Here is a 25,882-nt window from a genome sequence, read left to right as displayed (position 1 = left end):
GAAGCCCGCCGGGTCGCGGCGCCTCCACGTTGGATGCAATCGTCCTCGAGCGGGGATGTCAGTGGGTGAGGATCTTGGACAGGAAGTCCTTCGCCCGGTCGCTACGTGGGTTGGTGAAGAACTCGGTTGGCGGGGCGTCCTCGACCAACTGCCCGTCGGCCATGAAGATGACCCGGTTCGCGGCGTGCCGGGCGAAGCCCATCTCATGGGTGACGACGACCATCGTCATCCCCTCGGCGGCCAGCGAGGTCATCACGTCCAGCACCTCGCCGACCATCTCCGGGTCGAGCGCGCTGGTCGGCTCGTCGAACAGCATCGCCTTGGGCTGCATCGCCAACGCCCGGGCGATCGCCGCCCGCTGCTGCTGACCGCCGGAGAGCTGGGCCGGGAACTTGTCCGCCTGGTTGGCGATGCCAACCCGATCGAGCAGCTGCAGTGCCCGCTCGCGGACCACCGACGCCTTCTCCCGGCGTACCTTCATCGGGCCGAGCGTGACGTTGTCCAGGATCGTCCGGTGCGCGAACAGGTTGAACGACTGGAACACCATGCCGACCTCGCTGCGCAGCCGGGCCAGGGCCCGGCCCTCCGCCGGCAGCGGTCGGCCGTCGAACAGGATGGTCCCGGAGCTGATCGGCTCCAGACGGTTGATCGCGCGGCACAGAGTGGACTTGCCGGAGCCGGACGGCCCGATCACCACCACCACTTCACCACGGTCGACCGAGAGGTCGACGTCCTGGAGCACGTGCAGTGGACCGAACCACTTGTTGACTCCGCTGAGCACGATCAGCGGCTCTCTGGTTGTCACCGTCATGCACCGTCCCTGTCCATGCACCGTCCTCGTCGTCACGATCGGTCGAGGTCACCTCACGTGGTCCCGCCACTTTAGGCGGCGTGATGTGTCGGTGGGCAACTCAAATGGTCACGGAGCGGTAACACAGCCCACGTGCCGGCTGCTGTCCGGGCAACATGATCGTATGGCGATTGCACCGTTCTGCACCACGCTGTGGAACTGGTCCGTCGACGGACCGCTCGCCCCAGGTCAGATCCGAGCCACCCTCGCGGCGATCATCGGTCGTCCGGTGGAGTCGCTGGGTGGGGCTTCGACGGAGCGGTTCCCCGACGGCGTGGTGCTCTGCGACGTCTGGGACGGGGCCGGGGACTTCCCGGTGAACGTCGACTGCTACGCCGCGCCGGTCGACCCGCCCGAGCACCGGGTGCTCGCCGCGTTCGCCCGCCGGACCGGACGTCGCTGCGTACTCGCTGACGACACGCTCGACGCGACCCGCCACCTGCTGGTGTCCCCGGACGGCACGGTCCGCCCGGTGCACCTGGACATCGAACCGACCAGCGTCGGTGACCGCCGCACCAACCTGCGGCTGTGCAGCCTGACCGACCCCGGCTGCCAGGCCGGGCTGTTCTGCGGCGGCTCGCGGTGGGGGCCCGACTCGGTGGCTCCGACACTCGCCGCGTGATCCCGGCGGCGGGCGGCCAGCTACGCTATCTGATGTCATGACTACCAGCGCAGCACACGCCCGCCACCCACGTACCTACCAGGTGCGCACCTACGGCTGCCAGATGAACGTGCACGACTCCGAACGGATCTCCGGCCTGCTGGAATCGGCCGGCTACGTCCGGGCGGGGGAGTCCGACGATCCGGACGTCGTCGTCTTCAACACCTGCGCGGTGCGGGAGAACGCCGACAACCGGCTGTACGGCAACCTCGGTCACCTGCGACCGGTCAAGGAGAAGCGGCCACAGATGCAGATCGCGGTCGGCGGCTGCCTGGCCCAGAAGGACCGGGGCGAGATTGTCCGCCGGGCCCCCTGGGTCGACGTCGTCTTCGGCACGCACAACATCGGTGCGCTGCCGACCCTGCTGGACCGGGCCCGGCACAACTCTGCCGCCGAGGTGGAGATCCTCGAGTCGCTGGAGGTCTTCCCCTCCACCCTGCCGACCCGGCGGGAGTCGACCTACGCCGGCTGGGTGTCGATCTCCGTCGGCTGCAACAACACCTGCACCTTCTGCATCGTGCCGTCGCTGCGCGGCCGGGAGAAGGACCGCCGGCCCGGCGACGTCCTCGCCGAGGTGCGGGCCCTGGTCGACGAGGGTGTGCTGGAGGTGACCCTGCTCGGCCAGAACGTCAACTCCTACGGCGTCGAGTTCGGCGACCGGTTCGCGTTCGGCAAACTGCTGCGCGCCTGCGGTGGGATCGACGGGCTGGAACGGGTCCGGTTCACCAGCCCGCACCCGAAGGACTTCACCGACGACGTGATCGCCGCGATGGCCGAGACCGACAACGTCTGCCACTCGCTGCACATGCCGCTGCAGTCCGGTTCGGACCCGGTGCTGCGGGCGATGCGCCGTTCCTACCGCGCCGACCGCTATCTCGGCATCATCGACAAGGTACGGGCGGCGATGCCCGATGCGGCGATCACCACCGACATCATCGTCGGCTTCCCCGGTGAGACCGACGCCGACTTCGAGCGCACCCTCGACGTGGTACGGGCCGCCCGGTTCTCCTCGGCGTTCACCTTCCAGTACTCGAAACGCCCCGGTACGCCGGCCGCTGACATGCCCGGTCAGTTGCCGAAGCCGGTGGTGCAGGAGCGCTACGACCGGCTGATCGCCTGTCTGGAGGAGATCACCTGGGCGGAGAACCGTCAGCTGCTCGGTCGGACCGTCGAGGTGCTGGTCGCGGTCGGCGAGGGCCGCAAGGACGGGCGGACCGGGCGGTTGTCCGGCCGGGCCCGGGACGGCCGGTTGGTGCACTTCGACGCCGGTCGGCTCGCCGGGCGCATTCGTCCCGGTGACCTCGTCGAGGTGGTCGTCAGCTACGCGGCACCGCACCACCTCAACGCCGACGGCGAGCCGGTCGCCCACCGTCGGACCCGGGCCGGCGACGCGTACGAGGCGGGGCAGACGGCGCGTACCGGTGCGGTGCTGCTGGGGCTGCCGACGGTGGGTGCGCCACCCTCGGCGCCACTGGCCGCCTCGGCCTGCGACCGCTGAGTCTGTCAGCCGCCGGCTGCGCCGGCGCCCGCCAGCTGCTGATGCCGGCCGCGCCGTCTCCCGGCCGCGCATCGCGGCCGGGAGACGGACGTCATTGGGTCAGAGGCCGATCTTTCCAGCGCCGGCGCCGTTCGTGACGACGGATTTGACCTGGCTGGCGGAGGTCAACGAGTAGGAGTACGGGATGCTCGCGACTCCACCGGCGGTTTCCGGGGTGCCGGAGTTCACGAAGTGGTTGTTGCGGGCGACGAGGGTGCCCGGGTCCGACGCGGCGTAGCCGACGTGCGTCGGGTCGTCGACGTCTTCGAAGTAGTTGCCCTCGACGAGTACCCCAGCGTCCTCGGTGGAGGCGACGCCGTAGTCATTGTCGTAGTAGTAGTTGTTGAACACGTGCACCGGGTTGCCGAACCGGACTCGCGGATGCCGGGATCCGGAGCCATCAAACCAGTTGTGGTGGTAGGTGACCCGCAGGTGACCGCGGTCCTGGCTGCCGTTGTTGTCCGAGTGGCCAAGGAGCATCGACTTGCTGTGGTTGAACACTCGGTTCCACGACACCGTGATGTAGTCGGAACCGCGCTTGATGTCCACGGCGCCGTCGTACCCGTTGGAGAAGCTGTTGTGGTCGACCCAGACGTTTCGGGACTCGGTCTGGACGTTGATGGCGTCATCGTTCCAGTTGCGGAAGTTGATGTTGCGGATGATCACGTTTCGCTGATCGCTGATGTTGAAGCCGCAGCCGGAGATCGTGGCTGAGGAGCCGATGCCGACGATCGTCTTGTTGCTGCCGACCTTCAGCATGCCGGAGCAGGAGATGGTGCCGGACACCCGAACGACGGCCGAGCCGGATCCGCTGATCGCCGAGGACAGCGCCGAGGAGTTGGTGACGGTGGTCGGGGAGGCGTTGCCGCCGCCGGTCGTGCCGCCGTTCTGGGTGGCCCAGCCGACCAGGCCGGTCGGCGTCTGGCCGGGTGGCGGTGTGGTCGGGTTCGGTGGCGGTGTGGTCGGGTTGGGCGGCGGTGTGGTCGGGTTGGTGCCACCGGTGCAGGCCACGCCGTTGAGGCTGAAGCTGCTCGGTGCCGGGTTGGACGAGTTGTTCCACGACCCGTTGAAGCCGAACGAGACGCTCGCGTTCGAACCGAGATCGCCGTTGTAGCTCGCATTGCGAGCGGTGACGGAGCTCCCGCTCTGCGAGATCTCGGCGTTCCACGCCTGAACGACCTGTTGGCCGGCGCCAAAGGTCCACTGCAGGGACCAGGACGACATCGCGTCGCCGAGGTTGGTGAGGACGACGTTGCCGGTGAAGCCGCCCGGCCACTGGGAGGCGACCGAGTAGCTGACTCGGCAGCCGGTAGCGGCGTGGGCGGTGCTTGCGCTGACGACCGTGGCCCCGGTCAGGGCGACGGCAGCGACCGCAGTGGTGGCCAGCGCCGTGCGGCGCCGTGCTGCGTGCATTGAGATCTCCTTACGGCATGGCGAGGTGCGTCGCCGGTGCGAGGAGCCAGCCCGGGTTGGCTCGCAGGTGCGGGGTGCTGGCGGTGCACCACGCCGCAGGTATGACAGGACGGCTCCCGCTGGACGTGTGGGGAAGCGCTTTCCTTAGCGAAACATAGAAGTGTGGCGATGTCAAAGGGTCGTGTCATGAGGAGGCGGTAGGGCGACGTGGCCTCCACAAGGGCCCGGCTACCGGAATGCGGTCCGGTGCTCCGGCCTTCGGGCCGGGGGTGAAGGCCCGCGCTGGGCGGGCCGCCGGGGCCCAGCAGTGCTCTGACCTGGCCGGTTTTGCTGCTCGATGTACTGCTTCACGATGCCCGGTGGCGGCGGCCGACGGAGCCGGCGAAGTACGAGTCTGACCAGAGCTTGTTGGCCCGGTGGTAGTGGCGCACCAGGTCGGGAGATTCCTGCTGCGGGCGGCGCGAGGAGACGCCCTTGAGCGACCAGTTCGGCCTCGGAGTCGCGGCACACGTCACACGCGTGATCTGTTCCATCCGGGTCAGGTGGCGGTCGGCGAACACCGGGTGCCGGAACGTTGTCACGAGAACCAGATGAACATGCGTCGCGGGAACACGGTGTCTACCGGTGCGGATACCGTCGAGTTCTGGCATAGGCAACTTGGTGTCGTGTGTTTCGTGCGGCTCCGGTACCGGTTCCGGGGCTGTCCGGCGCCCGGCCAGCGGGTCGCGCTGGCGAAGGTGTTCGGATGTGCCCGGGTGGTGTTCAACTACGGGCTGCGCGTCCGGCAGACCGCCCGCGGGCAGGGCCTGCCGTACGTGTCGGGACGCCGAGTTGTCGAAGTGGGTCATCACGTGGGCCAGGGCGATTCCGGAGCGGGCGTGGCTGGGCGAGGTGTCGGCGGTGGTGTCGTGGCAGGCCCTCGCGGACCTGAACGCCGCGTACCGCGACTTCTGCCACTCCGTGTCGGGCAGGCGCGAGGGTGCGATGGTGGCGCCGCCGGGGTTCCGGTCCCGTAAGGACGACCGGCAGGCCATCCGTTTCACCCGCGATTCCCGGTTCACGGTGCTGGACGACGGTCGTCTGGGGCTGACGCGTTTCGCGGTCGTGTCGGACGGTACGAAGGGACCGTGGAGCGCGGGTAGGACCGGCGACCCGTCCCGGCACCGCGTGGTGAAATGGTGACCTGCCAGAACGCTGCGCGTGTCACGCGCGGCGTGGCTGGAACCGCCGCCGTTTAGGGCGGCGAGGATGTCATTTGGCCTGCTCCGCGAGTGCCAGGAACTGCCGCTTGCCGGCGAGTGCCTTCTCCGCTTCGCGGATCCGCCTGGCGTCACCAGCCGCCCGCGCCCGCTCAAGCCGCTGCTCGGCCTCGGCAACCTGCTCGCGCATCTGGGTCAACAGGGGATTGGCCGACGGCTCGGTACGCCGCCACGCCGAGTCCATCGTTTCCCGTACCCGGTCCTCGACCGCTCGCAGTCGACGGTCCAGCCCCGACGCCGACTCGCGCGGCACCCGGCCGATGTCATGCCACTGGCCCTGCACCTCACGCAGCTTCGCCTGCGCGGTACGCGGATCCGCGTCGATGTCGACGGCCTCCAGTTCGGTCAGCAGCGCCTGCTTGCGCTCCAGATTGGCGCGCTGCTCGGCGTCGCGGGCCGAGAAGACCTCGCTGCGACGGGTGAAGAAGGTGTCCTGCGCCGAACGGAACCGTTCCCACAGCTTCTGCTCCGCCTCCTTCGAGGCGCGTGGGGCGGCCTTCCACTCGGCCATCAGCTCCTTGAGCCGGCTCGCGGTGCTGGCCCAGTCGGTCGACTCGGCCAGCGCCTCGGCCTCGGCGACCAACTCGTTCTTGGCCGACTGGGCCTGCTTGCGCTGCGCGTCGAGGGTGGCGAAGTGCGCGCCCCGTCGGCGGGTGAAGCCGTCCCGGGCGGCAGCGAACCGCTTCCACAGCTCCCCGTCGGCCTTCTTGTCGACGCCGCGGATCGTCTTCCACTCGTCGAGAATCTCCCGGAACCGGTCGCCGGTGCTCTTCCACCCGGTGGACTCGGCCGCGAGCTGCTCGGCCTCGACCACCAGCTCGGTCTTGCGGGCCAGCGCGGCGGCGCGGGCGGCGTCGCGCGCCGCTCTGGCCTGCGCCGCCTTCTCCTCTGCGAGGGTCGCCAGCTTGTCCAGCCGGTCGGCCAGCGAATCGAGATCGCCGACCACATGGGCCTCGGCCAGTGACCCGCGCAGTCGTCGGATCGTGCTGAGCGAATGTGTCGCGTCGGCGGCGCCGGATTGCAACCGGGCCTCCGTCAAGTCGACCTCGGTCACCAGGTCGGCGAACCGGCGGGCGAAGTGTGCCAGGCCTTCCTCCGGCGCTCCAGCCTGCCAGGACCCGACCGCGCGCTCCCCTTCGGCAGTCTTGACGTAGACCGTGCCGTCCGCATCAACCCGTCCGAAGGAAGTCCAGTCGCTCATGTGCCCATCCTCGTTCTCCCGGCGTCGCAGGATCGAGATGTCCCGATGGACGCCGCCACGGCGCAGTTAGGTTGCGGGTAAGTTTCCCCTGCGCATTGTCACAGGTCCAACCCTGCCGGCGTCGAGCGCCTGTCGCCGACCGTGACCATACGGTGTCCTTGTCGGTGGTTGGCCCACGAGTCGGTGTCAAAGGGGCCAAATTTCGACACTGAAGGTGATTGGTCGACTGCGTGGAGCAACAGGACTACGGGTTACCGTGGAAGCCGTGCCCCCGCTGCGCGTCGCCTTCTGCCCACACCCGCCGGTGATCGCTCCCGAACTGGCCGGTGGGGCCGCCGCCGAGCTCGACGAGCTGCGGCGCGCCGCGACCGACGCCGTCCGGTCCCTGGCCGACTGCCCCGCCGAGCGGATCGTGGTCATCGGCACCGACGATCCGGCGACCGATCTCGATTCGGCGGAGCGGGTCTGGCGGCCACCGTTGTCCGCCAGCTTCCGACCCTGGGGGGCGGCGGTCGACGTACCCCTGGGCACGTCCCCGAACCCCGCGGCCGCCGTCGTCGATGCCGTACCCGCCCCCGACGCGACGTCGACCGGTGCCAGCCGCCGCCTGCCGCTGAGCCTGACCGTCGCGGCGTGGCTGCTCGCCCGCGCCGACGTCGACCCCGCCCGCACGGCGGTCGAAATGGTCGCGGTCCCCGCTGGTACGCCACCCGAACAGTGCCGACGGCGCGGGCGGCTGCTCGCCGGGTCCGCAGCGGCGGGACCCCGGAGCGCCGACCGACCGTGGGCGGCCCTGGTGATGGGGGACGGCTCCGCCTGCCGGGGCCTCGCCTCACCCGGCTACCAGGACGACCGGGCAGAACCCTTCGACGACGAGGTCGCCGCCGCCCTCGCCGCCGCCGACCCCCGGAGACTCGCCCGCCTGGACCCGGCCCTGGCCGGTGCGCTGCGGGTCGCCGGCCGGGCCGCCTGGCAGGTGGCCGCCGGTGCGGCGACTGCTGGCGCTGAAGCCGCCGGTGCCCCGAACACCGGCGCGGTGGCCGGCGACATGGCCGACTGGACCGGTCGGCTCACCTACTACGCCGCACCGTACGGCGTGGCGTACTTTGTCGCCTCGTGGGACCGGAACTGACCAAGGGCCGCGGCACCGGGCCGCGCCGACCACCGACGATCCGCCCGGACCGGGTGGTGGCGGTGATCGGCCCGACCGCCGCCGGCAAGTCCGCGCTGAGCATCGCCCTCGCCGAGCAACTCGACGCCGAGGTGGTCAACGCCGACTCGATGCAGCTGTACCAGGGGCTGGACATCGGCACCGCCAAGCTCACTGTCGACGAACGGTCCGGCATTCCGCACCACCTGCTCGACATCTGGCCGGTCACTGCGCCGGCCAGCGTCGCCGAATACCAGCGGTTGGCCCGCACCGCCATCGACGACATCCTGCGCCGGGGACGGCTGCCGCTGCTGGTTGGCGGCTCCGGCCTGTACGTCCGGGCGGTACTGGAGAAGTTCGACTTCCCCGGCACCGACCCGGCACTGCGCGACCGGCTCGAAGCCGAACTCGCCGAAACCGGCCCGGCTGCGCTGCACGCCCGGCTGGCTGCGGCCGACCCGGCGGCCGCAGCCGCGATTCTGCCCGGCAACGGGCGGCGGATTGTCCGGGCGCTGGAGGTGATCGAGCTGACCGGGCGGCCGTTCACCGCCGCTCTGCCGGAACCGGTGCCTTACTACGACGCCGTACAACTCGGTGTGGACCTGCCCACCGGTCCACTCGGCGAGCGGATCGCCCGTCGGGTGGACCGGATGTGGCAGCAGGGCCTGGTCGACGAGGTCCGCGCGTTGCTCGAGCGGGGCCTACGGGACGGCCGTACGGCGAGCCGGGCGCTCGGCTACCAGCAGGTGCTCCGGATGCTCGACGGTGAGTACGACGAGGAACAGGCCCGGGCGGACACGGTACGGGCGACCCGCCGGTTCGTCCGCCGGCAACGTTCCTGGTTCCGCCGCGACGCCCGGGTGTGCTGGCTCGACGGCGCAGACCCCGACCTGGTCCGGGCGGCGCATGCCGCGTTGCGCGCTCCGGGCAGCTGATCGTAGCCGGCTCAGCCAACCCGGTCCGGCCGCCGCCAGCCGCCCAGAGTCAGTTGTCGGCCGCCGCCGACCGTTGCTGGATGGTGGGCATACTGACCGGAGCGGTGGCCAAGGCCGTCTGTGTGGGTGCGGCCACGTCCGTCTGTGCGGCCAGGTCCGGGGCCAGCGCCGCGGCTCGGACCGCAGCGGCCACCGCCGGCGCCACCCGGGGATCGAACACGCTCGGCACGATCACCGTCGGGTTGATTCGGTCCTCACCCACCACGTCCGCGATGGCCCGTGCCGCCGCCAACGCCATGTCGTCGGTGAATGTCTCGGCGTGCGCGTCCAGCATCCCCCGGAAAACCCCGGGGAAGGCGAGCACGTTGTTGATCTGGTTCGGCTGGTCGGACCGCCCCGTCGCGACGACGGACGCGTGCCGGCGGGCCTCGCGCGGGTCCACCTCGGGATCCGGGTTCGCCAGCGCGAACACGATCGAGTCCGGGGCCATCGTCGCGATGTCGTCGCCGGTCAGCAGATTTGGCGCGCTTACCCCGATGAACACGTCCGCGCCGCGCAACGCGCCGGGCAGATCTCCGGCGTACCCGGTTGAGTTGGTGTGCTCGGCCAGCCACTGCCAGGTGGGGTTGAGCCCACTCAGCCCTCGGTGCAGCGCCCCCGGCCGGTCGTAGGCGATGACGTCGCCGACGCCCTGGCGCAGCAGCAGCTTGATGATGGCGGTGCCGGCTGCGCCCGCTCCGGAAACCACCACCCGTACGTCGCCGAGCTGCTTGCCCACCACCCGCAGCGCGTTGGTCAGTGCGGCCAGCACGCAGATCGCCGTGCCGTGCTGGTCGTCGTGGAACACCGGGATGTCGAGCAGTTCCCGCAGCTTCGACTCGATCTCGAAGCAGCGGGGCGCGGCGATGTCCTCCAGGTTGATCCCACCGTAGCCCGGGGCGATCGCCCGTACGATCGACACGATCTCGTCCGGATCCTGGGTGTCCAGCACCACCGGCCAGGCGTCGACGCCGCCGAACCGCTTGAACAGCGCCGCCTTGCCCTCCATCACCGGCAGCGCGGCCGCTGGGCCGAGATTGCCCAGCCCGAGCACTGCCGAGCCGTCGGTCACCACCGCCACGGTGTTGCGCTTTATGGTCAGCCGGCGCGCGTCGGCCGGATTGTCGGCGATCGCCAGGCACACCCGAGCCACCCCCGGCGTGTACGCCCGGGACAGCTCGTCCCGGTTCCGTAGCGACACCTTCGGGGCCACTTCGATCTTGCCGCCCAGATGCAGCAGGAACGTCCGGTCCGACACCTTGCGGACCTCGACGCCGTCGAGCGCCTCGAGCTCCTTGACCACGTCGTCGGCGTGCGCCGCGTCGGCCGTGTCGCAGGTCAGGTCGACCACCACGCTGACCGGGTCGGAGTCGACCACGTCGAGAGCGGTGACGATGGCACCAGCATCGCCGACACAGGTGGTCAACCGGCCGATCGCGGACGCGTCGGCGGGGATGCTGATCCGGATGGTGATGGAGAAGCCGGCACTGGGCAGGCGGGTGGTCGCCACGGGATCCCTCCGTCGTTGGTGGGGGCGGCCGGACCGGGCCGCTGCACCATTCTTGCGCGTGATCCGCACCAGGCCCGCTCCGCCCCGCGTACGGCGTGCCGTAGCCGTTCAGCCGCAGGTCGCGGCGCGACCACCCGGCCCGGCGTCGGCTGCGAACGGACCGGCGCGCGGCCGCGACCCGACCAGGTACCGGCCGTGCGGGCAGCCCTCGTCCTGATATGTAGGTGCGGCGCGGCCGTCGGCGTGTCACGATCGAATCCTGAGGAGGCAGCTTTTGCGTACATATCGTGCCGAGGAGACGGTTCACCCGCCGTTCCACCTGTCGACCGCCGCCGACCTGGACGGCCCAACCGGGCCCGATGGTCAAACCGGGCCGGACGGTCCGATCAAGCCGACGGACGACGACACCACCGTCGGCGACCTTGAGCTGGCTGACCGGCACGCGCTGCGCCGCGTCGCCGGGCTCTCCACCGAACTCGCCGACATCACCGAGGTCGAGTACCGCCAGCTGCGGCTGGAGCGCGTGGTGCTGGTTGGAGTGTGGGAGAGCGGGACGGTGACCGACGCGGAGAACTCGCTCACCGAGCTCGCCGCGCTCGCCGAGACCGCCGGGTCCCAGGTGTTGGAGGGCCTGATCCAGCGCCGCGACCGGCCTGACCCGGCCACCTACGTCGGCCGGGGCAAGGTCGGCGAACTCAGCGACGTGGTGCTTGCCTCGGGCGCGGACACGGTGATCTGCGACGGCGAACTCTCCCCGTCACAGCTGCGCAACCTGGAGCAGAAAGTCAAGGTCAAGGTCATCGACCGGACCGCGCTGATCCTGGACATCTTCGCCCAGCACGCCAAGAGCAAAGAGGGCAAGGCCCAGGTCGAGCTGGCCCAGCTGGAGTACCTGCTGCCCCGGCTGCGCGGCTGGGGCGAGACGCTGTCCCGGCAGACCGGCGGCAGTGGCCGTGGCGGCGGTGCCGGCGGCGGCGTTGGTCTGCGCGGCCCCGGTGAGACCAAACTTGAAACGGACCGGCGCCGGATCCGTACCCGGATCGCCCGCCTGCGGCGGGAGATCAAAGGTATGCGGACGGTACGCGAGACCAAACGCGCCCGCCGTACTCGCAACGCGGTGCCGGCGGTGGCGATCGCCGGCTACACCAACGCCGGCAAGTCCAGCCTGCTGAACCGGATCACCGGTGCCGGGGTGCTGGTCGAGGACGCGTTGTTCGCCACCCTCGACCCGACCACCCGCCGGGCGCACGCCGCCGACGGCCGGGTCTACACCCTGTCGGACACCGTCGGTTTCGTTCGGCACCTGCCGCACCAGATCGTCGAAGCGTTCCGCTCCACCCTGGAGGAGGTCGCCGAGGCCGACCTGGTGGTGCATGTGGTCGACGGTGCCCATCCTGATCCGGAGGAACAGGTTCGCGCGGTCCGTGAGGTGCTCGCCGAGGTGGGTGCCGACCGTCGCCCCGAGTTGCTGGTCGTCAACAAGATCGACGCGGCCAGCGAGGAGGAGCTGCTGCGGCTCAAGCGGCTCTGGCCCGACGCGGTCTTCGTCTCCGCCCGGCAGGCCCGGGGCATCGACAGCCTGCGCGCCGCGATCGAGCAACGCCTGCCACGACCGGCCATCCAGGTCAGCGTGATGCTGCCGTACCACCGGGGTGACCTGGTGTCCCGGGTGCACCACCGGGGTGAGGTCCTCGGTACCCGGCACACCGCCGCCGGTACACTGCTGCAGGCGCGCGTAGACGAGGCACTGGCCGCCGAACTCCAACCGTTCCTCACCCCGGGCGAGTGACATTTTTTCAGCAAACCCAGTGGTCCGCCGAAGACTTCACGTGATGGATCACGGTGTAACAGTTGGGCTCAGGCCGGCGTGCGACACTCGTCGGATGCGTCGGCTCCTGACCCCGGCCGCGATCGCCGTCGGACTACTCACGATTCACTTCCTGGCTCCGGCCGGCCCGGCCATGGCCCTGCCCGCCCAGGACCCCTCCCCGCCCGCTGCCCAGCAGGTGACACCGGGCGAGCCGGTCTGCGAGATCACCGACGAGCGGCTGCGGGAGATTTCCGGTCTCGTCGCCACCGCCGGCGGCTACGTCGTGGTCAACGACAGCACCGAGATCGACAGCAACGAGCGGGTGTTCTTCCTCGACTCGTCCTGCGACGTCGCCAACGCCATCCAGTACCCGACTCCGCCACTGGACCCGGAGGACCTGGCGATCTCCCCGGACGGGCAGACCCTCTGGATCGCCGACGTCGGGGACAACCCGACCGCCGACGAGCGTCGCGAACGAATCGCGCTGTGGTCCCTGCCAGTTGACGGCTCCGCCCAACCGGTCATCCACCGGGTGAGCTACCCGGACGGCCCGCACGACGCCGAGGCGTTGCTGATCGCCAACGACGGCACCCCGCTGATCATCACCAAGGAGACCGGCCCGTCCGGCCTGTACCGCCCGGTCGAACAACTCCGCAGCGACAACGACGACCCGGTGCCGATGGAGCGGGTCGGCGAACTCGAACTGCCCACCACCAGCACCCCGAACCTGTTCGCCGCCGCCGGCCGGCTCACCGTCACCGGCGCGGCCCGGGCCCTGGACGGCAGCCGGATCGCCCTGCGCACCTACGCCGACGCCTTCGAGTGGGACCTGCCGGCCGACGGCGACATCGTCACGACGCTCACCACCGAACGCCCCCGGGCCACCCCGCTCACCGACCCGTTCGGCGAATCGATCGCCTACTCCACGGACGGGACCACCTTCCTCACCGTCTCCGACGTCGCCACCCTCGACGAGGAAACCCCGGTGGAGATCCTGCGTTACACCCCGAGCACCGAGGTCGCGGCCGAGGTCGACGACACCGGCGGCGGCAGCGACCGGGACGGACCGTCCTGGCTCAACCAGATCAGCCTGCAGGAGATCAATCTGCTGATCGCGGCGGTCGGCGTGCTCGGCGCACTGCTGGTTGGGCTCGGCATCTTCGGCATTGTCCGGGCCCGACGGACGGCACGGTCGGCGGCGACCGGTTTACGCGGCGGAGGCCGCGCCGACCGCGACCCGGACCGGTCCGACCGCGACCCGGGGGACCGCGACCGCGCTGCGGCCTACGCCAGCGATTCGCTGGGCAGCGGTGCCTACGCCAGCGGGGCATTGGGCAGCGGCGCGCTGCCCGGTGGCGGACCGGCCCCGGCCGGCCGCAAATCCGGCGGTGTCTACGGCGCGGCGAAACCCGCCGCCGGGTCGGCCGCCCCGGGCGGCGTCTACGGCGGGGCGGCGGCAAGACCGCCCGCCGGCGGCGGGACCTACGGCGCAACCAAGCCCGCCACCGGTGGCCGGGCCGGCGTCTACGGGGCCGCGGCGGCACCGCCGCCGGACACTGGCGGCTACCGCCCGGCTGGCGGGGTCGACTCCGGGGCGGTGTACGGGGCGGCCAAACCGGCGCCACCGGCCCGGCCCGGCGCGGCCGGCGTCTACGGCGGCACCGGGCACTCCGGCCGATCAGGCGACCGCAGGGACGCTCGCGAGTCAGGCGGATCCTGGGACCTCGGCGGCGACTACCCGGGCGACGGCTACCCGGCCGACCGCTACGACCAGCCACGGGCTGGCTCGCCGCGCCCACCAGCCGGGCGTGGCGAGCGGGAACCCGGCGTCTACGGCCGGCCCGTGCCTGAGGATCCGGACGAGTGGCACGGCTGACGCACCGCTCCCGCTGCTGACACCCCGCCGAGCTCTGGTGCCCGCCGGTCAGACCCGGCGTAGCACCGCCACCACCCGCCCCATGATGGTGGCCTCGTCACCGGGGATCGGGTCGAAGGCGGCGTTGTGCGGCATCAACCAGACGTGCCCGTCGCGCCGCCGGTAGGTCTTCACCGTGGCCTCGCCGTCGATCATCGCGGCGACGATCTCCCCGGAATCGGCGGTCGGCTGCTGGCGTACCACCACCCAGTCGCCGTCGCAGATCGCCGCGTCGATCATCGAATCGCCCTTGACCTGCAGCATGAACACCTCACCCTCGCCGACCAGCTCGCGGGGCAGCGGGAAGACGTCCTCCACCGCCTGCTCGGCCAGGATCGGCCCACCGGCGGCGATCCGGCCCAGCATCGGCACGTACGCCGGAGCTGGCCGCAGCGCCCGTTCGGCCTCGTCGTCGGCGGCGTCGTGCGGCGGACGCACGTCGACCGCCCGGGGGCGGTTCGGATCCCGGCGCAGGAAGCCTTTCCGCTCCAGCTCCTTGAGCTGGTAGGCGACGCTGGACGGGGAAACCAGGCCGACCGCCTCGCCGATCTCCCGCACGCTGGGCGGGTAACCGTGCCGGTCCACCCAACTGCGGATGAACTCCAGGATCCGGCGCTGCCGGGCGGTCAGCTCGCCGCTGACCGGCTCGGGGAAGGCGCTCACCACCGGTGTCACGGCGCGCAACCGGGACTCGCCGGAGCGGCTGCCCCGCCGTCCACGAACCGACGCACCGGCGTTGACCGTCGTCGCGCCGCTGCTGCCGCTACCCTGCTGGGGCGGGCCCGCCCTGTCGTCGCTCGACACATCCGTCCTCTCCCCGGCCGTCAGATCGCGTCCTGATCGGCACCATTGGTATCGACCAAGACGGTAACCAGAGTTTCGGTCAGGTTCAAACATCTGTACGAGATGTCGGTGCGTGTCGTCCTGGCAGTAGTTTATCGTACGCATGTTCGACTTATTTCGGTGGTGGCATGGGCGGTAACCCTCGGGCAGGGATCGGTGTTGGCAGAGTGACGACGCGCCGAAGGGTGTCGGTCAACTTGACCGGACCCCGGTTGCGGCCTAACGTCGACCCCAACATCTAGTAGTTACAAGGGCGTAAGTTGTCCACAGGTTGGGTCTCCTGACTGAGAGTAACGTCTCCAGCAGGTTGGCCCCGCACACCGTGGTAACCCGCGGTGACCGCTGTGCGCCCGTTCGACCCCGCGGCTCGACGGAAGGGACATCGGCATGCGCTGCCCGTACTGCCGGCACGCCGACTCGCGCGTGGTCGACTCGCGGGAAGCCGACGACGGCCAGCTCATCCGCCGCCGCCGGTCCTGCCCGGAGTGCGGCAAGCGGTTCACCACCGTCGAGGAGGCGGTGCTCGCCGTGGTCAAACGCAGCGGCGTCACCGAGCCGTTCAGCCGATCCAAGATCATGGGCGGGGTGCGCAAGGCATGCCAGGGCCGACCGGTGGACGACGATGCCATTGCCCTGCTGGCCCAGAAGGTCGAGGAGACCGTACGGGCCAAGGGTGCGGCCGAGATCCCCAGCCACGATGTCGGGCTGGCGATCCTCGGGCCGCTGCGCGAGCTGGACGAGGTGGCGTACCTGCGGTTCGCCAGCGTCTACCGGTCCTTCGACTCGCTGGACGACTTCGAGCGCGAGATCGAGACGCTGCGGGCCGCCGCCGGGGCGCGGCAGGCCGCGACGACCCCGGTGGCGGCCGGGCCCGGGCCCGGCTGACCGGCCCCGCGGCAAACCTGGAACAGCAGGGCGTACGGCCGACCGCCGGTCCCGGTGGGGCGGGTACGGCCGAGAAAAAAAGCTGACGGCAAGACGGAAACGACCGCGTGGCACGACGCTGCGCGAGAGCCTGAGGGGGCGATCAGATGGCGGGGGAAGGTGTGACCGCGAAGACAGGCGGTAGCGGTAGCGGCGGCACGGCGAAGGCCAACGGCAAGGCCGGGTCGACCAACGGCAAGGCCGGATCGGCCGCGGGCTCCAACGCGCGGGTACGGGCCAAGGCCGGCGCGGGCGGCCTGACCGTCGAGCGGGTGTGGACCTCCGAGGGTGTGCACCCGTACGACGAGGTGACCTGGCAGCGCCGCGACGTGGTGATGACCAACTGGCGCGACGGCACGGTCAACTTCGAGCAGCGCGGCGTGGAGTTCCCGGAGTCGTGGAGCGTCAACGCGGCCAACATCGTCACCACCAAGTACTTCCGTGGAGCGGTGGGGACCCCGCAGCGGGAATGGTCGCTCAAGCAGCTGATCGACCGGGTGGTGAAGACCTACCGGGCAGCGGGGGAGCAGCACGGCTACTTCGCCACCGGCGCCGACGCCGAGATCTTCGAGCACGAGCTGACCTGGATGCTGCTGCACCAGGTGTTCAGCTTCAACTCGCCGGTCTGGTTCAACGTCGGCACCGCCTCCCCGCAGCAGGTATCAGCGTGCCAGCCGTACCACTCGCTCGTGAGCACGCCGGCCGGCCTCGTCCCGATCGGCAAGCTGGTCGAGGAGAACGCCGTCGGAGCCAAGGTCTACGACGCACACGGGCTGACCCGAATTCTCGCGGTCCAGGCCAACGGCATCAAGGACGTATTGCGCCTGCACACCAAAGCCGGCTACACCCTGGACGTCACCGCAGACCACCTGGTCTGGAAATCGACCGGCGAGGGCACCGGTCGGTTCGTCGAAGCCGGCACCCTGGTCGCTGGCGACACTCTCGAATGGCACCGGCGGGGCAGCGACGGCGAGGCGGAGTTCCACCCCGGCGACGTCCACGAGGCCGCGCTGGCCGGTTGGCTGCAGTCAGACGGCTTCGTCGGCCAGTGCGATCAGGGCACCAACCGGTCGTTGACGATCGAGGCGATGACCGTCAACGACGACGAACTCAGCTGGGTCGTCGCCGCGATCGACCAGGTCTTCCCTGGCGCACACCGCCATGAACGCCGCGTCGTCGCCCAGGACGTCACCCTCGACTGCCGGCGGACCCGGTTGTCCGGGGAGAATCTGCGCCCGTTCATCGACAAGTGGGGCCTGCTTGCCCGGGGCACCGAGATGGAGGTGCCGGCAACGCTGTTCACCGCGCCGCTGCCGGTCGTCGCCGCCTATCTGAAGAGCATCTTCCAGGCAGAGGGCTATGTCTCGGCGCGTGAGGCGTCCACCTTGGTCGGCGTGGACATGGTCGGCGAGCGGTTGATTCGCGGGCTGCAGCGGCTGCTGCTGCGCTTCGGGATCTTCGCCCGGGTCGGTTTCAAGGCCGACCCGCGACCGAACCGGCACGGCACCTGGTCGTTGCGCATCCAGAACCACGGCGACCGGGACACCTTCGCCGCAGAGATCGGGTTCGTCGACGCCCGCAAGTCCGGCAAGCTGGAGGAGAGCTTTGCCAAGGTGGGCCGGTCCGCCAAGGCGACGAAACGCCTCGTCATCGACCGGGTCGAACCGCTCGGGGCGATGGAGGTCTACGACATCCAGACCGAGTCGGGGGAGTACCTCGCCGACAACCTGCGAGTGCACAACTGTTTCATCCTCGCCGTTGACGACTCGATGGATTCCATCCTCGATTGGTACAAAGAGGAAGGGCTGATCTTCAAGGGCGGCTCCGGGTCCGGGGTGAACCTGTCCCGGATCCGCTCCTCCAAGGAGTTGCTGTCCAGCGGTGGCACCGCCTCCGGCCCGGTCAGCTTCATGCGCGGCGCCGACGCCTCGGCCGGCACCATCAAGTCCGGCGGCGCCACCCGCCGGGCCGCCAAGATGGTCATCCTCGACGTGGACCACCCCGACATCGAGGAGTTCGTGCAGACCAAGGCCCGCGAGGAGGACAAGATCCGGGCGCTGCGCGACGCCGGGTTCGACATGGACCTCGGCGGTGCCGACATCGTCAGCGTCCAGTACCAGAACGCCAACAACTCGGTCCGGGTCTCCGACGAGTTCATGCGAGCGTACGAGGACGGGGGCAACTTCGACCTGCGGGCCCGGCTCGACGGCTCGGTGATCGACACCGTCGACGCCAAGAAGCTGTTCGGCACCATCGCACAGGCCGCCTGGGAATGCGCCGACCCGGGTCTGCAGTACGACGACACAATCAACGACTGGCACACCTGCCCGGAAACCGGACGTATCACCGCATCTAACCCATGCAGTGAATATGTCCATTTAGATAATTCGTCGTGCAATCTTGCGTCGCTCAATCTGATGAAATTCCTGCGGGCCGACGGCGGCTTCGAGCTGGAAAAGTTCGTCCACTCCGTCGAGTTCATTATCACCGCGATGGACATCTCTATCTGCTTCGCCGACTTCCCGACCCAGAAGATCGGCGAGACCACTAGGGCGTACCGGCAGCTCGGCATCGGCTACGCCAACCTCGGTGCGCTGCTGATGGCGTCCGGCCTGCCGTACGACTCGGAAGCCGGCCGGTCCTACGCCGCCGCCATCACCTCGGTAATGACCGGTACGGCGTACCGCCGCTCGGCGGAACTGGCCGGCGTGGTCGGCGCCTACGACGGCTACGCCCGCAACGCCGAGGGCCACAAGCGGGTGATGCGTAAGCACGCCGCTGCCAGCGATGAGATCCGCCCGACCGGCCCGACCGCCACCGCCCTGGCCCGGGAAGCCGCCCGGCAATGGGAAATCGGCAACAAGATCGGCGAAAAAAACGGCTGGCGCAATTCCCAGGCAAGTGTACTCGCGCCCACTGGTTGCCTCACCGCGGACACAATGGTGACCACCGACCGCGGGCTGATGCGACTCGGTGAGATCGGCGACGTCTACGGCGACCGCTGGCAGGACCTCGACATGATGGTGTCGACCGACGAGGGAGCCCGCCAGGCGACGAAGTTTTTCGTCAACGGTGAGGAGCCCACTCGCCGGGTGGTCACCAACGGCGGCTACCAGATCCAGGGCACCCTGGCCCACCGGGTCAAGGTGGTGGAACCGGCGACCGGCGAATGGGTCTGGAAGCGGATGGCCGAGGTTGCCCCCGGCGACCTGGTACCGGTGCAGCTCGGCACCCTGGTCGGCGAGCCACGTAGGGTGCCGCTGCCGGTGCTCGACCAGGCATACTACGCCGGCGACCGGCGACTGTACGTGCCGGACGCGGTCGACGCCGAGCTGGCCGAACTGGTCGGCTACTTCATGGGTGACGGCAGCCTGCACGCCAAGGGGCTGCGGTTCGCCGTAGCCGACACCGACCTCGACGTGGTGGAACGGTTGCGGGTGCTCGGCAAGGGCCTGTTCGGGCTGGAACCGGAGGTCGCGGCGCGCACCGGCTACCAGGAGGTCGTCTTCTCCTCGGTGCGGCTGGCCCGCTGGTGGCAGGCAGCCGGGTTCGCCAAGACTCTGCCGCACCCGGAACACACCGGCAAGGGCTGGTCGCCCCGGGTGCCGTCGGCGATCCTGGAGACCAACGACGTCACCGTCTACGTCGCGTTCCTGCGCGGCCTGTTCGAGGCCGACGGGACGGTGATCGAGGGAGTGCCGTCCGTGTCGACGTCCACCGAGTCGTTCGCCGCGGAGATCCGTACCCTGCTGCTGACCCTCGGGATGGCGACCACCACCCGGCGGACCCGCAGCGGCATGGGCAGCGACATCTGGCAGGTGCGGCTGCGCAATACCGACCACGCGATCCGGTACGAGGAGACGATCGGCTTCATCGGCGCCCGCAAGGCGGAGCAGATCGTCGCCGCGCCGCAGCAGACCGGCAACCGGGACCGAATCCACCTGCCGCGTGAGCTGTGGGATCTGCTGGTGCCGGCCGGACACCCGATGCGCGGTGCGGTCGTGCAGTCGCTGGCGAAGACCGGCGGCGTGTCGCGGACGCTGGCCGGCGAGATCTACGGCGAGGTGCTGGACGACCGCCTCGGGCACGCGCTCGGCTACCTCTACGAGACAGTGGCGGCGAACGAGGACGGTGGCGTGCAGCCGACGTACGACCTGTCGGTGCCGGCCAACGTCACCTACGTCGCCGGCGGGTTCGTCAGTCACAACACCATCGGTCTGATGATGGACTGCGACACCACCGGGGTGGAGCCCGATCTGGCGCTGGTCAAATTCAAGAAACTGGTCGGCGGTGGCTCGATGCAGATCGTCAACCAGACGGTGCCGCGCGCGCTGCGCAGCCTCGGCTACCCGGAGGAGCAGGTCGAGGCGATCGTCGAGCACATCGCCGACCATGGGCACGTGGTCGACGCGCCGAGCCTGCGCACTGAGCACTACCCGGTGTTCGACTGCGCGATGGGGGAGCGGTCGATCGCGCCGATGGGGCACGTGCGGATGATGGCGGCGGTGCAGCCGTTCATCTCCGGGGCGATCTCCAAGACGGTCAACATGCCGGAGGCGGCGACCGTCGCCGACGTCGAGCGGATCTACTTCGAGGGCTGGAAACTGGGCCTCAAGGCGCTGGCGATCTACCGGGACAACTGCAAGGTGGGCCAGCCGCTGTCGGCGGCCAAGTCGGACAAGGACAAGGAGACCGCCGCCGCCGAGCAGGCCAAGGTGATCGAGAAGGTCGTCGAAAAGGTCGTCGAGTACCGCCCGGTGCGTAAGCGGCTGCCGAAGAAGCGCCCGTCGGAAACGGTGTCGTTCTCGGTCGGCGGTGCCGAGGGCTACCTGACCGCCTCGTCGTACCCGGACGACGGCCTCGGCGAGGTCTTCCTCAAGATGTCGAAGCAGGGTTCGACGTTGGCCGGGGTGATGGATGCCTTCTCGGTGGCGATCTCGATCGGCCTGCAGTACGGCGTACCGCTGGAGACGTTCGTCGCGAAGTTCACCAACATGCGCTTCGAGCCGGCCGGCATGACCGACGACCCGGACGTGCGGATGGCGGCGTCGGTGATGGACTACATCTTCCGTCGCCTGGCGTTGGACTTCCTGCCGTACGACCGCCGGGCCGAGCTGGGCATCTTTACCGCCGCCGAGCGGACCGCGCAGATGCGGGCCGAGGCGGAGGCGGAGAACGCGGCGTCGGAGCTGTCGGAGATGGCGGTGTCCGCGCCGGTCGAGCCGAAGCATCCGGAGGCGTCGGCACCGTCGTCGGCCGACTCCGGCAGCGGTACGGCGACCGAGCCGGCCGCCGCGAGTACGCCGGCCCCTTCGTCGGTGCACTCGTCGACGGAGCTGTTGGAGGCGGTGATCGGCAAGGCGGCCGACGCGCCGCTCTGCTTCACCTGCGGCACGAAGATGCGCCCGGCCGGTAGCTGCTACGTCTGTGAGGGCTGCGGTTCCACCTCCGGCTGCAGCTGATCGAACACGTGTCACGGGGAGCCGGATGTGATCCGGCTCCCCGTTCGCGGTTCAGCTGACGACGGCACCTCCCGGGCAGGGTGATCATCTAGCGATGACCACCGCTGAGGTGTACGCCGACTTCGCCCGCCGGCAGGCGTCCGGGGTGTCGCCCAGCTACCAGCGGCTGGCGTACGCGGTCGCCCGCGACGACGATCTCCTCGCTTTGCTGGACTCGTTGCCGCCGCCGACCCGGCAGCCGGACCTGCTGTTCGGCGTGGTCCGGCTGCTCGGCGGGCCGGTCGACGAGCCGGCCGCGTTCCACGACTTCACGGTGGCGCGCTGGCCGGCGGTCGAGGCGCAGCTGCGTCGCCGCCTCACCCAGACCAACGAGGCCGGGCGGTGCGCCGTACTGCTGCCGGTGCTGGCGGCGTTGCCGCAGCCGCTTGCGCTTCTCGAAGTCGGCGCGTCGGCGGGCCTGTGTCTCTACCCGGACCGGTCGGCGCCGCCGGAGGCGACGCTGGTGGTGTTCCACACTGCCGTGCTCTACCACGTGCCGGCGTCGCGCCGGTCGGTCTTCGTCGACCTGGTACGCGGCCTGCCGCTGGCCTGGACCCGACCACACGGCCAGGGGATGACCTGGTTCGGCTGACCGCCGACCCGGGCGGCGGCCGTTTCACAGGTGGGTGGTCCGCGCGTCGCGGGCTGTCGCCGGCCGGGTTGTCGGCAGCGCGCGGGACAGGAAGTCCCGGATGTGGCCGACCACGGTGTCCAGGTGACTTTCCAGCAGGAAGTGACCGCCGCCGGGCACCAGGTGGATCTCGGCGTCCGGGAGGTCCCGCGCGAAGGCACGCGCCCCGTCCGGCCCGAAGATCAGATCCTCGGCCCCCCAAACGGCCAGTAGCGGCACCTGACTGCGCCGAAAATACGCGTGCAGCTTCGGGTACAGCGGAGGGTTGGTGGCGTAGTCGCGGAAGAGTGCCAGCTGTGCCAGGTCGTTGCCGGGGCGGCTGATGTCGCGGTGGTCGTACGTCCAGGTGTCGGGGTCGACCAGGTCGGGGCGGTCCACGCCGTGCAGGTACTGCCAGCGGATGGCGTCCAGACCGAGGGCGGTGCGCACCGCCGGCTCCGTGTCCGGTCCCGGATCGTCGGCGTACGCCCACACGGGTGTCCAGAAGTCGGGGACGAAGCCGTCGTCGTACCCGTTGCCGTTCTGGCTGATGACCGCGGTGATCATCTCGGGGGCGCGGAGGGCGAGTCGCCATCCGATCGGAGCGCCGTAGTCCTGCACGTAGATGGCGCAGCGGGTGACGCCGAGCTCGGCCAGGAACGCTTCGGTGACGTCGGTGAGTGCGTCGAACGTGTACGGGAACGCGTCGGCGGGCGGGGCGTCGGAGTGGCCGAAGCCGATGTGGTCGGGGGCGATGACGTGGAACCGGTCGGCGAGTCGCGGGATCAGCCGGCGGAACATACGTGAGCTGGTGGGGTATCCGTGCAGGAGCAGCAGCGTCGGCGCGTCGTGGGGGCCGGCCTGTCGGTAGAAGACGCGGTGCCCTCGCACGGTGGCGTACCGGTGGTGAACTTCGACCATCTCTAACCCTCTCAGAACTTCGTGGTGGTTATCTGGATTCAAGTGGAGCCGATCTGCGATAACCTGTCAAGCGCGGTGAGAGGGTTAGTGGCGAGGGTGGGTGAGATCACCGTGATCGACGAGCAGGCGCTGATCGAGGCGCTGAACAGCACACCCGTGGTGGACGGCCGACCGCAGGATCAGTGGGCCGACGACGCCGCGCTGCGGCGGTGGGCGCACCGCCACGGCGGCTGCGGCGACCCGGCAGCGGCCACCTGGCTGCGGACCGCCAGAGATGCGCTGCAGACCGCCACCCGCGGTGCCGTGCCCGAAGCGGACCTGCGACGGATCCTCGCCGGTGTCCAGCAGCTGCCCGAGGTCGACGCGTCGGGCCTGCGCTGGCGGCTGTGTGGGCCCCCCGACCGGATGCTCGCCGCCCAACTGGTGCTCGCCTGGTTCGACGTACAGGCCCGGCTACCCGGCCGACTGCGGCCCTGCGACAACACCGAGTGTCGCCTGTTCCACCTGGACCGCAGCCGCGCCAACACCGCCCGCTGGTGCTCGATGAAGACCTGCGGCAACCGGCTGAAGGCGCGCCGCCACCAACAACGCGCCCGCCGGGAGCCGGCACCCTGAACAGGGCAGCACGGTCCACCGCACGAACTCAGGATCCGGTTCGTTCGCCCAGCGTTTCCAGCCTCGGGGCGCACCTGATCTGGCGGCTCGTCGTCGATGCCGCCGTGACGACGGCCAGCCACGCCGCCAGGGCGGCGAAGGTCGGCACCGCGCCCAGGGTCTCCAGCGCTGTGCCGCCGAGGAGGGCGCCCACGGGGCGGGCACCCCAGCCGATCATCCGGGAGGCGCCGTTGACCCGGCCCTGGAGGCGGTCGGGGGTCAGGGCGTACCGGTAGGCGGCGGTGGTGGTGTTGAAGATCGGGCCCACCAGTGCGCCGACCGTGTAGACCGCCCCCAGCGTGAACACGGTCGGGGCCAGGGCCAACGCCGCCATCTGCGCGACCCACCACCAGAGCGCGCCGATCAGGATCACGTTCGGGGAAACGAGGCGTTGTACCGGCCGGGCCACCAGGGCACCGGCGATCGCGCCCACGCCGAAGAGCCCGAGCAGCAGACCAACGCCGGTCGGGGACGCGCCGAGGTCAGTGGCGCGCACGATGACGGCCAGGCTGAGGGTGCTGAAGGCCAGGTTGCCAGCCGACGCGATCGCCACGAGGGCGCGCAGGAGATGCTTACGCCACAGCCAGCGGACACCCTCGGCGATCTCTGCCAGCAGGGGGCGACGCTGCGCCACCCGCTTCTCCTCCAGGTCCCGCCGGATCGGGGCGACCAGGGCGACGCCCACCACGTACGACACGGCGTCGGCGGCGAACGGCACCGCGTGGCCCAGCCCGAACAGCAGGCCGCCCAACGGCTGGCCGGCCAGGTCGGCACCCTGGTCGCGGGCCTGGTTCTGGGTGATCGCCGTCGGCAGTTGGGGTTTCGGCACCACGTGTGGCAGGGCGGCGGTCTCGGCGAGCAGGAAGAAGACGTACAGCGTCCCCTCGACGAAGGCCACGACCATGAGGTGTCCGATCGTGATCCGTCCGAGCGCGACGGCCACCGCGACCGATGCCAGGGCCACCGCTCGACCTGCGTCGGCGACGAGCATGATCCGCTTGCGGGGCCACCGGTCGACCAGGGCACCCGCCGGCAGGAACCAGATCAGGAACGGGGTGGCCTGTGCGGCCGCCACCAGACCGGCCTGCGCCGGTGAGCCGGTGACGGCCAGCATGAGCAGCGGGTACGCGAGGCCGCTGATCCGGGTGTCGAGCGTCGATACGACCTGGCCGCTCCACAGTAGGAGGAAGTCACGGTTTCGCCAGAGCGGGACCGGCACCGGACCAGTCAGGCAATCGGCCGAGGTCAGGCACAACCATGATCACTTGATGCTCTGCTGGGATCGTGTCGGCGTGTCGGCCGGTTTTTCGTCAAGTGATCATGGTTGGCCGGGCTGGTGCAGCCAGACCCGCAGGGCGCCGATCGGGGCGAAGCCGTGTGCTCGGGCGCGCGCGAGGTCGTCGCCCTGCTCGTAGCTGACCAGCGGCAGCCCTGGAATGTGGACGGCTGCCTCGGTGATGGCGGTCGCCCGGACATCGGACTGTTCGCCGCTGTCAGCGGCGAACAGGTTGGACAGACCGACGACGTCGCCGTCGCAGGTCAGGACGAAGCCGCCAGCGCGCCTGCCGGGACTATCAGACGCCCCAGTCTCGCCGGGGCACCGCCGCCTGTCCGCAGAAACCGATCTGACCGCCCGTCGCGCTGGCCGGGTAAGCGGTACGCGCACACGGTTGCTCCGGTGCCGGTGCCAGCGGACCGCCAGGATCAGATGACGTAAACTCGGGTGACACGCCGAGGAACTCCCGCATTCTCGTCAGCTGATCTTGCGGCTGCGGTCGGCTCTCTAATGATGAGTTTTCGTGTCCGTACCCCCGTCATACCTGCGACGGCCACGACGAGCGGAACGACGACCTGATAGGTGTGGAGACGCGGCTGATGGCAGCAAGCCGACCGGATGCTCGGGCCGTTCGAGGACGCCGAGGACACGGACACGGTGCAGGAGACGTTCCTGCGGGCCTGGTGGCGTCGGGAAGAATGCTGAGTGGTGTCCGGGAGCCCGGTCGCACTGGGTCTTGCATCAGCGCAATGCGTCTGCGCTGCGTTCGCACCACTCGCGGAACGTCCCTGGCGCCCCAATGCCACGTAGCTTAAGTTGATCTTGGTGGTGGCTGGACCCGGTAGATGTGGATGGTCGCTGGCCGGTCGTGGC

At 70.0% G+C, this 25,882-nt stretch carries 20 protein-coding genes and 1 pseudogene; 12 read left to right on the top strand and 9 right to left on the bottom strand.

Annotated elements, in window-relative coordinates:
- Positions 1-58 precede the first annotated feature (58 nt).
- The gene (locus tag ACFHWU_RS08070; RefSeq protein ID WP_416552810.1) at positions 59-811 is read right to left on the bottom strand and encodes an amino acid ABC transporter ATP-binding protein; all 753 of its coding nucleotides are present in this window, start codon (positions 809-811) and stop codon (positions 59-61) included.
- A 163-nt stretch (positions 812-974) separates the two neighbouring features.
- On the opposite strand from ACFHWU_RS08070, the gene ACFHWU_RS08065 reads away from it, so the two are divergent.
- Positions 975-1,472, top strand: coding sequence for a hypothetical protein (locus tag ACFHWU_RS08065; protein WP_416590206.1), 498 nt, complete (start codon positions 975-977; stop codon positions 1,470-1,472).
- Positions 1,473-1,509: 37 nt separating this feature from the next.
- A complete protein-coding gene (gene miaB / locus ACFHWU_RS08060) occupies positions 1,510-3,009 on the top strand; it encodes a tRNA (N6-isopentenyl adenosine(37)-C2)-methylthiotransferase MiaB (RefSeq protein WP_416590205.1) in 1,500 nt (499 codons plus the stop codon).
- Between the two features lie 99 nt (positions 3,010-3,108).
- Here miaB and ACFHWU_RS08055 read toward each other — a convergent pair whose 3' ends face one another.
- Both ACFHWU_RS08055 and ACFHWU_RS08050 read right to left on the bottom strand, forming a co-directional pair.
- On the bottom strand, positions 3,109-4,461 hold the full coding sequence (locus ACFHWU_RS08055) for a cellulose binding domain-containing protein (protein ID WP_416590204.1): 1,353 nt from the start codon (positions 4,459-4,461) through the stop codon (positions 3,109-3,111).
- A gap of 347 nt (positions 4,462-4,808) precedes the next feature.
- Positions 4,809-5,111 (bottom strand): transposase, encoded by a 303-nt coding sequence (locus ACFHWU_RS08050; protein ID WP_416590292.1) that lies wholly within the window; start codon positions 5,109-5,111, stop codon positions 4,809-4,811.
- On the opposite strand from ACFHWU_RS08050, the pseudogene ACFHWU_RS08045 reads away from it, so the two are divergent.
- A pseudogene (locus ACFHWU_RS08045) lies at positions 5,052-5,204 on the top strand (hypothetical protein); the annotation flags it as partial. The gene ACFHWU_RS08050 and the pseudogene ACFHWU_RS08045 overlap by 60 nt on opposite strands.
- A gap of 88 nt (positions 5,205-5,292) precedes the next feature.
- Entirely contained in the window at positions 5,293-5,643 is a 351-nt protein-coding gene (locus ACFHWU_RS08040) for a hypothetical protein (RefSeq protein WP_416590291.1), read from the top strand.
- Positions 5,644-5,712: 69 nt separating this feature from the next.
- Here ACFHWU_RS08040 and ACFHWU_RS08035 read toward each other — a convergent pair whose 3' ends face one another.
- Positions 5,713-6,921: a DUF349 domain-containing protein gene (locus ACFHWU_RS08035; protein WP_416552802.1), complete on the bottom strand. Its 1,209-nt coding sequence runs from the start codon at positions 6,919-6,921 to the stop codon at positions 5,713-5,715.
- A gap of 265 nt (positions 6,922-7,186) precedes the next feature.
- Between ACFHWU_RS08035 and ACFHWU_RS08030 the strand changes: the two genes are divergently transcribed.
- Together ACFHWU_RS08030 and miaA are read left to right on the top strand one after the other, a co-directional pair.
- The gene (locus ACFHWU_RS08030) at positions 7,187-8,053 is read left to right on the top strand and encodes a hypothetical protein (protein ID WP_416552800.1); all 867 of its coding nucleotides are present in this window, start codon (positions 7,187-7,189) and stop codon (positions 8,051-8,053) included.
- A complete protein-coding gene (gene miaA / locus ACFHWU_RS08025) occupies positions 8,050-9,006 on the top strand; it encodes a tRNA (adenosine(37)-N6)-dimethylallyltransferase MiaA (RefSeq protein ID WP_416553146.1) in 957 nt (318 codons plus the stop codon). The genes ACFHWU_RS08030 and miaA overlap by 4 nt, the downstream gene beginning before the upstream one ends.
- A gap of 49 nt (positions 9,007-9,055) precedes the next feature.
- On the opposite strand, the gene ACFHWU_RS08020 is transcribed toward miaA, so the two are convergent.
- The gene (locus tag ACFHWU_RS08020) at positions 9,056-10,555 is read right to left on the bottom strand and encodes an NAD-dependent malic enzyme (RefSeq protein WP_416552798.1); all 1,500 of its coding nucleotides are present in this window, start codon (positions 10,553-10,555) and stop codon (positions 9,056-9,058) included.
- A gap of 385 nt (positions 10,556-10,940) precedes the next feature.
- Here ACFHWU_RS08020 and hflX point away from each other — a divergent pair, with 385 nt between their 5' ends.
- Entirely contained in the window at positions 10,941-12,344 is a 1,404-nt protein-coding gene (gene hflX, locus ACFHWU_RS08015) for a GTPase HflX (RefSeq protein ID WP_416553144.1), read from the top strand.
- A 94-nt stretch (positions 12,345-12,438) separates the two neighbouring features.
- A complete protein-coding gene (locus ACFHWU_RS08010; RefSeq protein WP_416590203.1) occupies positions 12,439-14,241 on the top strand; it encodes a hypothetical protein in 1,803 nt (600 codons plus the stop codon).
- A gap of 48 nt (positions 14,242-14,289) precedes the next feature.
- On the opposite strand, the gene lexA is transcribed toward ACFHWU_RS08010, so the two are convergent.
- Positions 14,290-14,964, bottom strand: coding sequence for a transcriptional repressor LexA (gene lexA, locus ACFHWU_RS08005; protein ID WP_416553142.1), 675 nt, complete (start codon positions 14,962-14,964; stop codon positions 14,290-14,292).
- 546 nt (positions 14,965-15,510) lie between these two features.
- Between lexA and nrdR the strand changes: the two genes are divergently transcribed.
- The 3 genes from nrdR to ACFHWU_RS07990 all read left to right on the top strand — a co-directional run bounded on the left by nrdR (position 15,511) and on the right by ACFHWU_RS07990 (position 22,140).
- Positions 15,511-16,008, top strand: a complete 498-nt coding sequence (gene nrdR, locus ACFHWU_RS08000; RefSeq protein ID WP_416552794.1) for a transcriptional regulator NrdR — start codon at positions 15,511-15,513, stop codon at positions 16,006-16,008.
- 311 nt (positions 16,009-16,319) lie between these two features.
- Complete coding sequence (locus ACFHWU_RS07995) at positions 16,320-21,509, top strand: adenosylcobalamin-dependent ribonucleoside-diphosphate reductase (protein ID WP_416590286.1); 5,190 nt, start codon at positions 16,320-16,322, stop codon at positions 21,507-21,509.
- A gap of 94 nt (positions 21,510-21,603) precedes the next feature.
- Positions 21,604-22,140, top strand: a complete 537-nt coding sequence (locus ACFHWU_RS07990) for a DUF2332 family protein (protein WP_416590202.1) — start codon at positions 21,604-21,606, stop codon at positions 22,138-22,140.
- Between the two features lie 24 nt (positions 22,141-22,164).
- Here the strand turns inward: ACFHWU_RS07990 and ACFHWU_RS07985 are convergent, their stop codons facing one another.
- Positions 22,165-23,079, bottom strand: coding sequence for an alpha/beta fold hydrolase (locus ACFHWU_RS07985; RefSeq protein ID WP_416568159.1), 915 nt, complete (start codon positions 23,077-23,079; stop codon positions 22,165-22,167).
- 96 nt (positions 23,080-23,175) lie between these two features.
- Between ACFHWU_RS07985 and ACFHWU_RS07980 the strand changes: the two genes are divergently transcribed.
- Positions 23,176-23,694, top strand: a complete 519-nt coding sequence (locus tag ACFHWU_RS07980; RefSeq protein WP_416552788.1) for a CGNR zinc finger domain-containing protein — start codon at positions 23,176-23,178, stop codon at positions 23,692-23,694.
- A gap of 28 nt (positions 23,695-23,722) precedes the next feature.
- Here the strand turns inward: ACFHWU_RS07980 and ACFHWU_RS07975 are convergent, their stop codons facing one another.
- Both ACFHWU_RS07975 and ACFHWU_RS07970 read right to left on the bottom strand, forming a co-directional pair.
- Positions 23,723-24,952 carry an MFS transporter gene (locus ACFHWU_RS07975; protein WP_416590201.1) on the bottom strand — a complete coding sequence of 410 codons (1,230 nt, stop codon included), beginning with the start codon at positions 24,950-24,952 and terminating at the stop codon, positions 23,723-23,725.
- A gap of 99 nt (positions 24,953-25,051) precedes the next feature.
- Entirely contained in the window at positions 25,052-25,399 is a 348-nt protein-coding gene (locus tag ACFHWU_RS07970; RefSeq protein WP_416590200.1) for a hypothetical protein, read from the bottom strand.
- Positions 25,400-25,882 lie beyond the last annotated feature (483 nt).

It is taken from the genome of Micromonospora sp. LOL_015 (assembly GCF_048060275.1).
Taxonomy (GTDB): Bacteria; Actinomycetota; Actinomycetes; order Mycobacteriales; family Micromonosporaceae; genus Micromonospora_E.
This window is presented reverse-complemented; position numbering and strand designations above follow the sequence as displayed.

Bases quoted from the DNA above. Each gene is read 5' to 3' on its own strand.
- ACFHWU_RS07990 (WP_416590202.1), top strand. From the start codon at position 21,604: ATGACCACCGCTGAGGTGTACGCCGACTTCGCCCGCCGGCAGGCGTCC.
- miaB (WP_416590205.1), top strand. From the start codon at position 1,510: ATGACTACCAGCGCAGCACACGCCCGCCACCCACGTACCTACCAGGTG.
- ACFHWU_RS08035 (WP_416552802.1), bottom strand. From the start codon at position 6,921: ATGAGCGACTGGACTTCCTTCGGACGGGTTGATGCGGACGGCACGGTC.
- nrdR (WP_416552794.1), top strand. From the start codon at position 15,511: ATGCGCTGCCCGTACTGCCGGCACGCCGACTCGCGCGTGGTCGACTCG.
- ACFHWU_RS08070 (WP_416552810.1), bottom strand. From the start codon at position 811: ATGACGGTGACAACCAGAGAGCCGCTGATCGTGCTCAGCGGAGTCAAC.
- ACFHWU_RS07985 (WP_416568159.1), bottom strand. From the start codon at position 23,079: ATGGTCGAAGTTCACCACCGGTACGCCACCGTGCGAGGGCACCGCGTC.
- ACFHWU_RS08055 (WP_416590204.1), bottom strand. From the start codon at position 4,461: ATGCACGCAGCACGGCGCCGCACGGCGCTGGCCACCACTGCGGTCGCT.
- ACFHWU_RS08050 (WP_416590292.1), bottom strand. From the start codon at position 5,111: ATGCCAGAACTCGACGGTATCCGCACCGGTAGACACCGTGTTCCCGCG.
- ACFHWU_RS08010 (WP_416590203.1), top strand. From the start codon at position 12,439: ATGCGTCGGCTCCTGACCCCGGCCGCGATCGCCGTCGGACTACTCACG.
- ACFHWU_RS08065 (WP_416590206.1), top strand. From the start codon at position 975: ATGGCGATTGCACCGTTCTGCACCACGCTGTGGAACTGGTCCGTCGAC.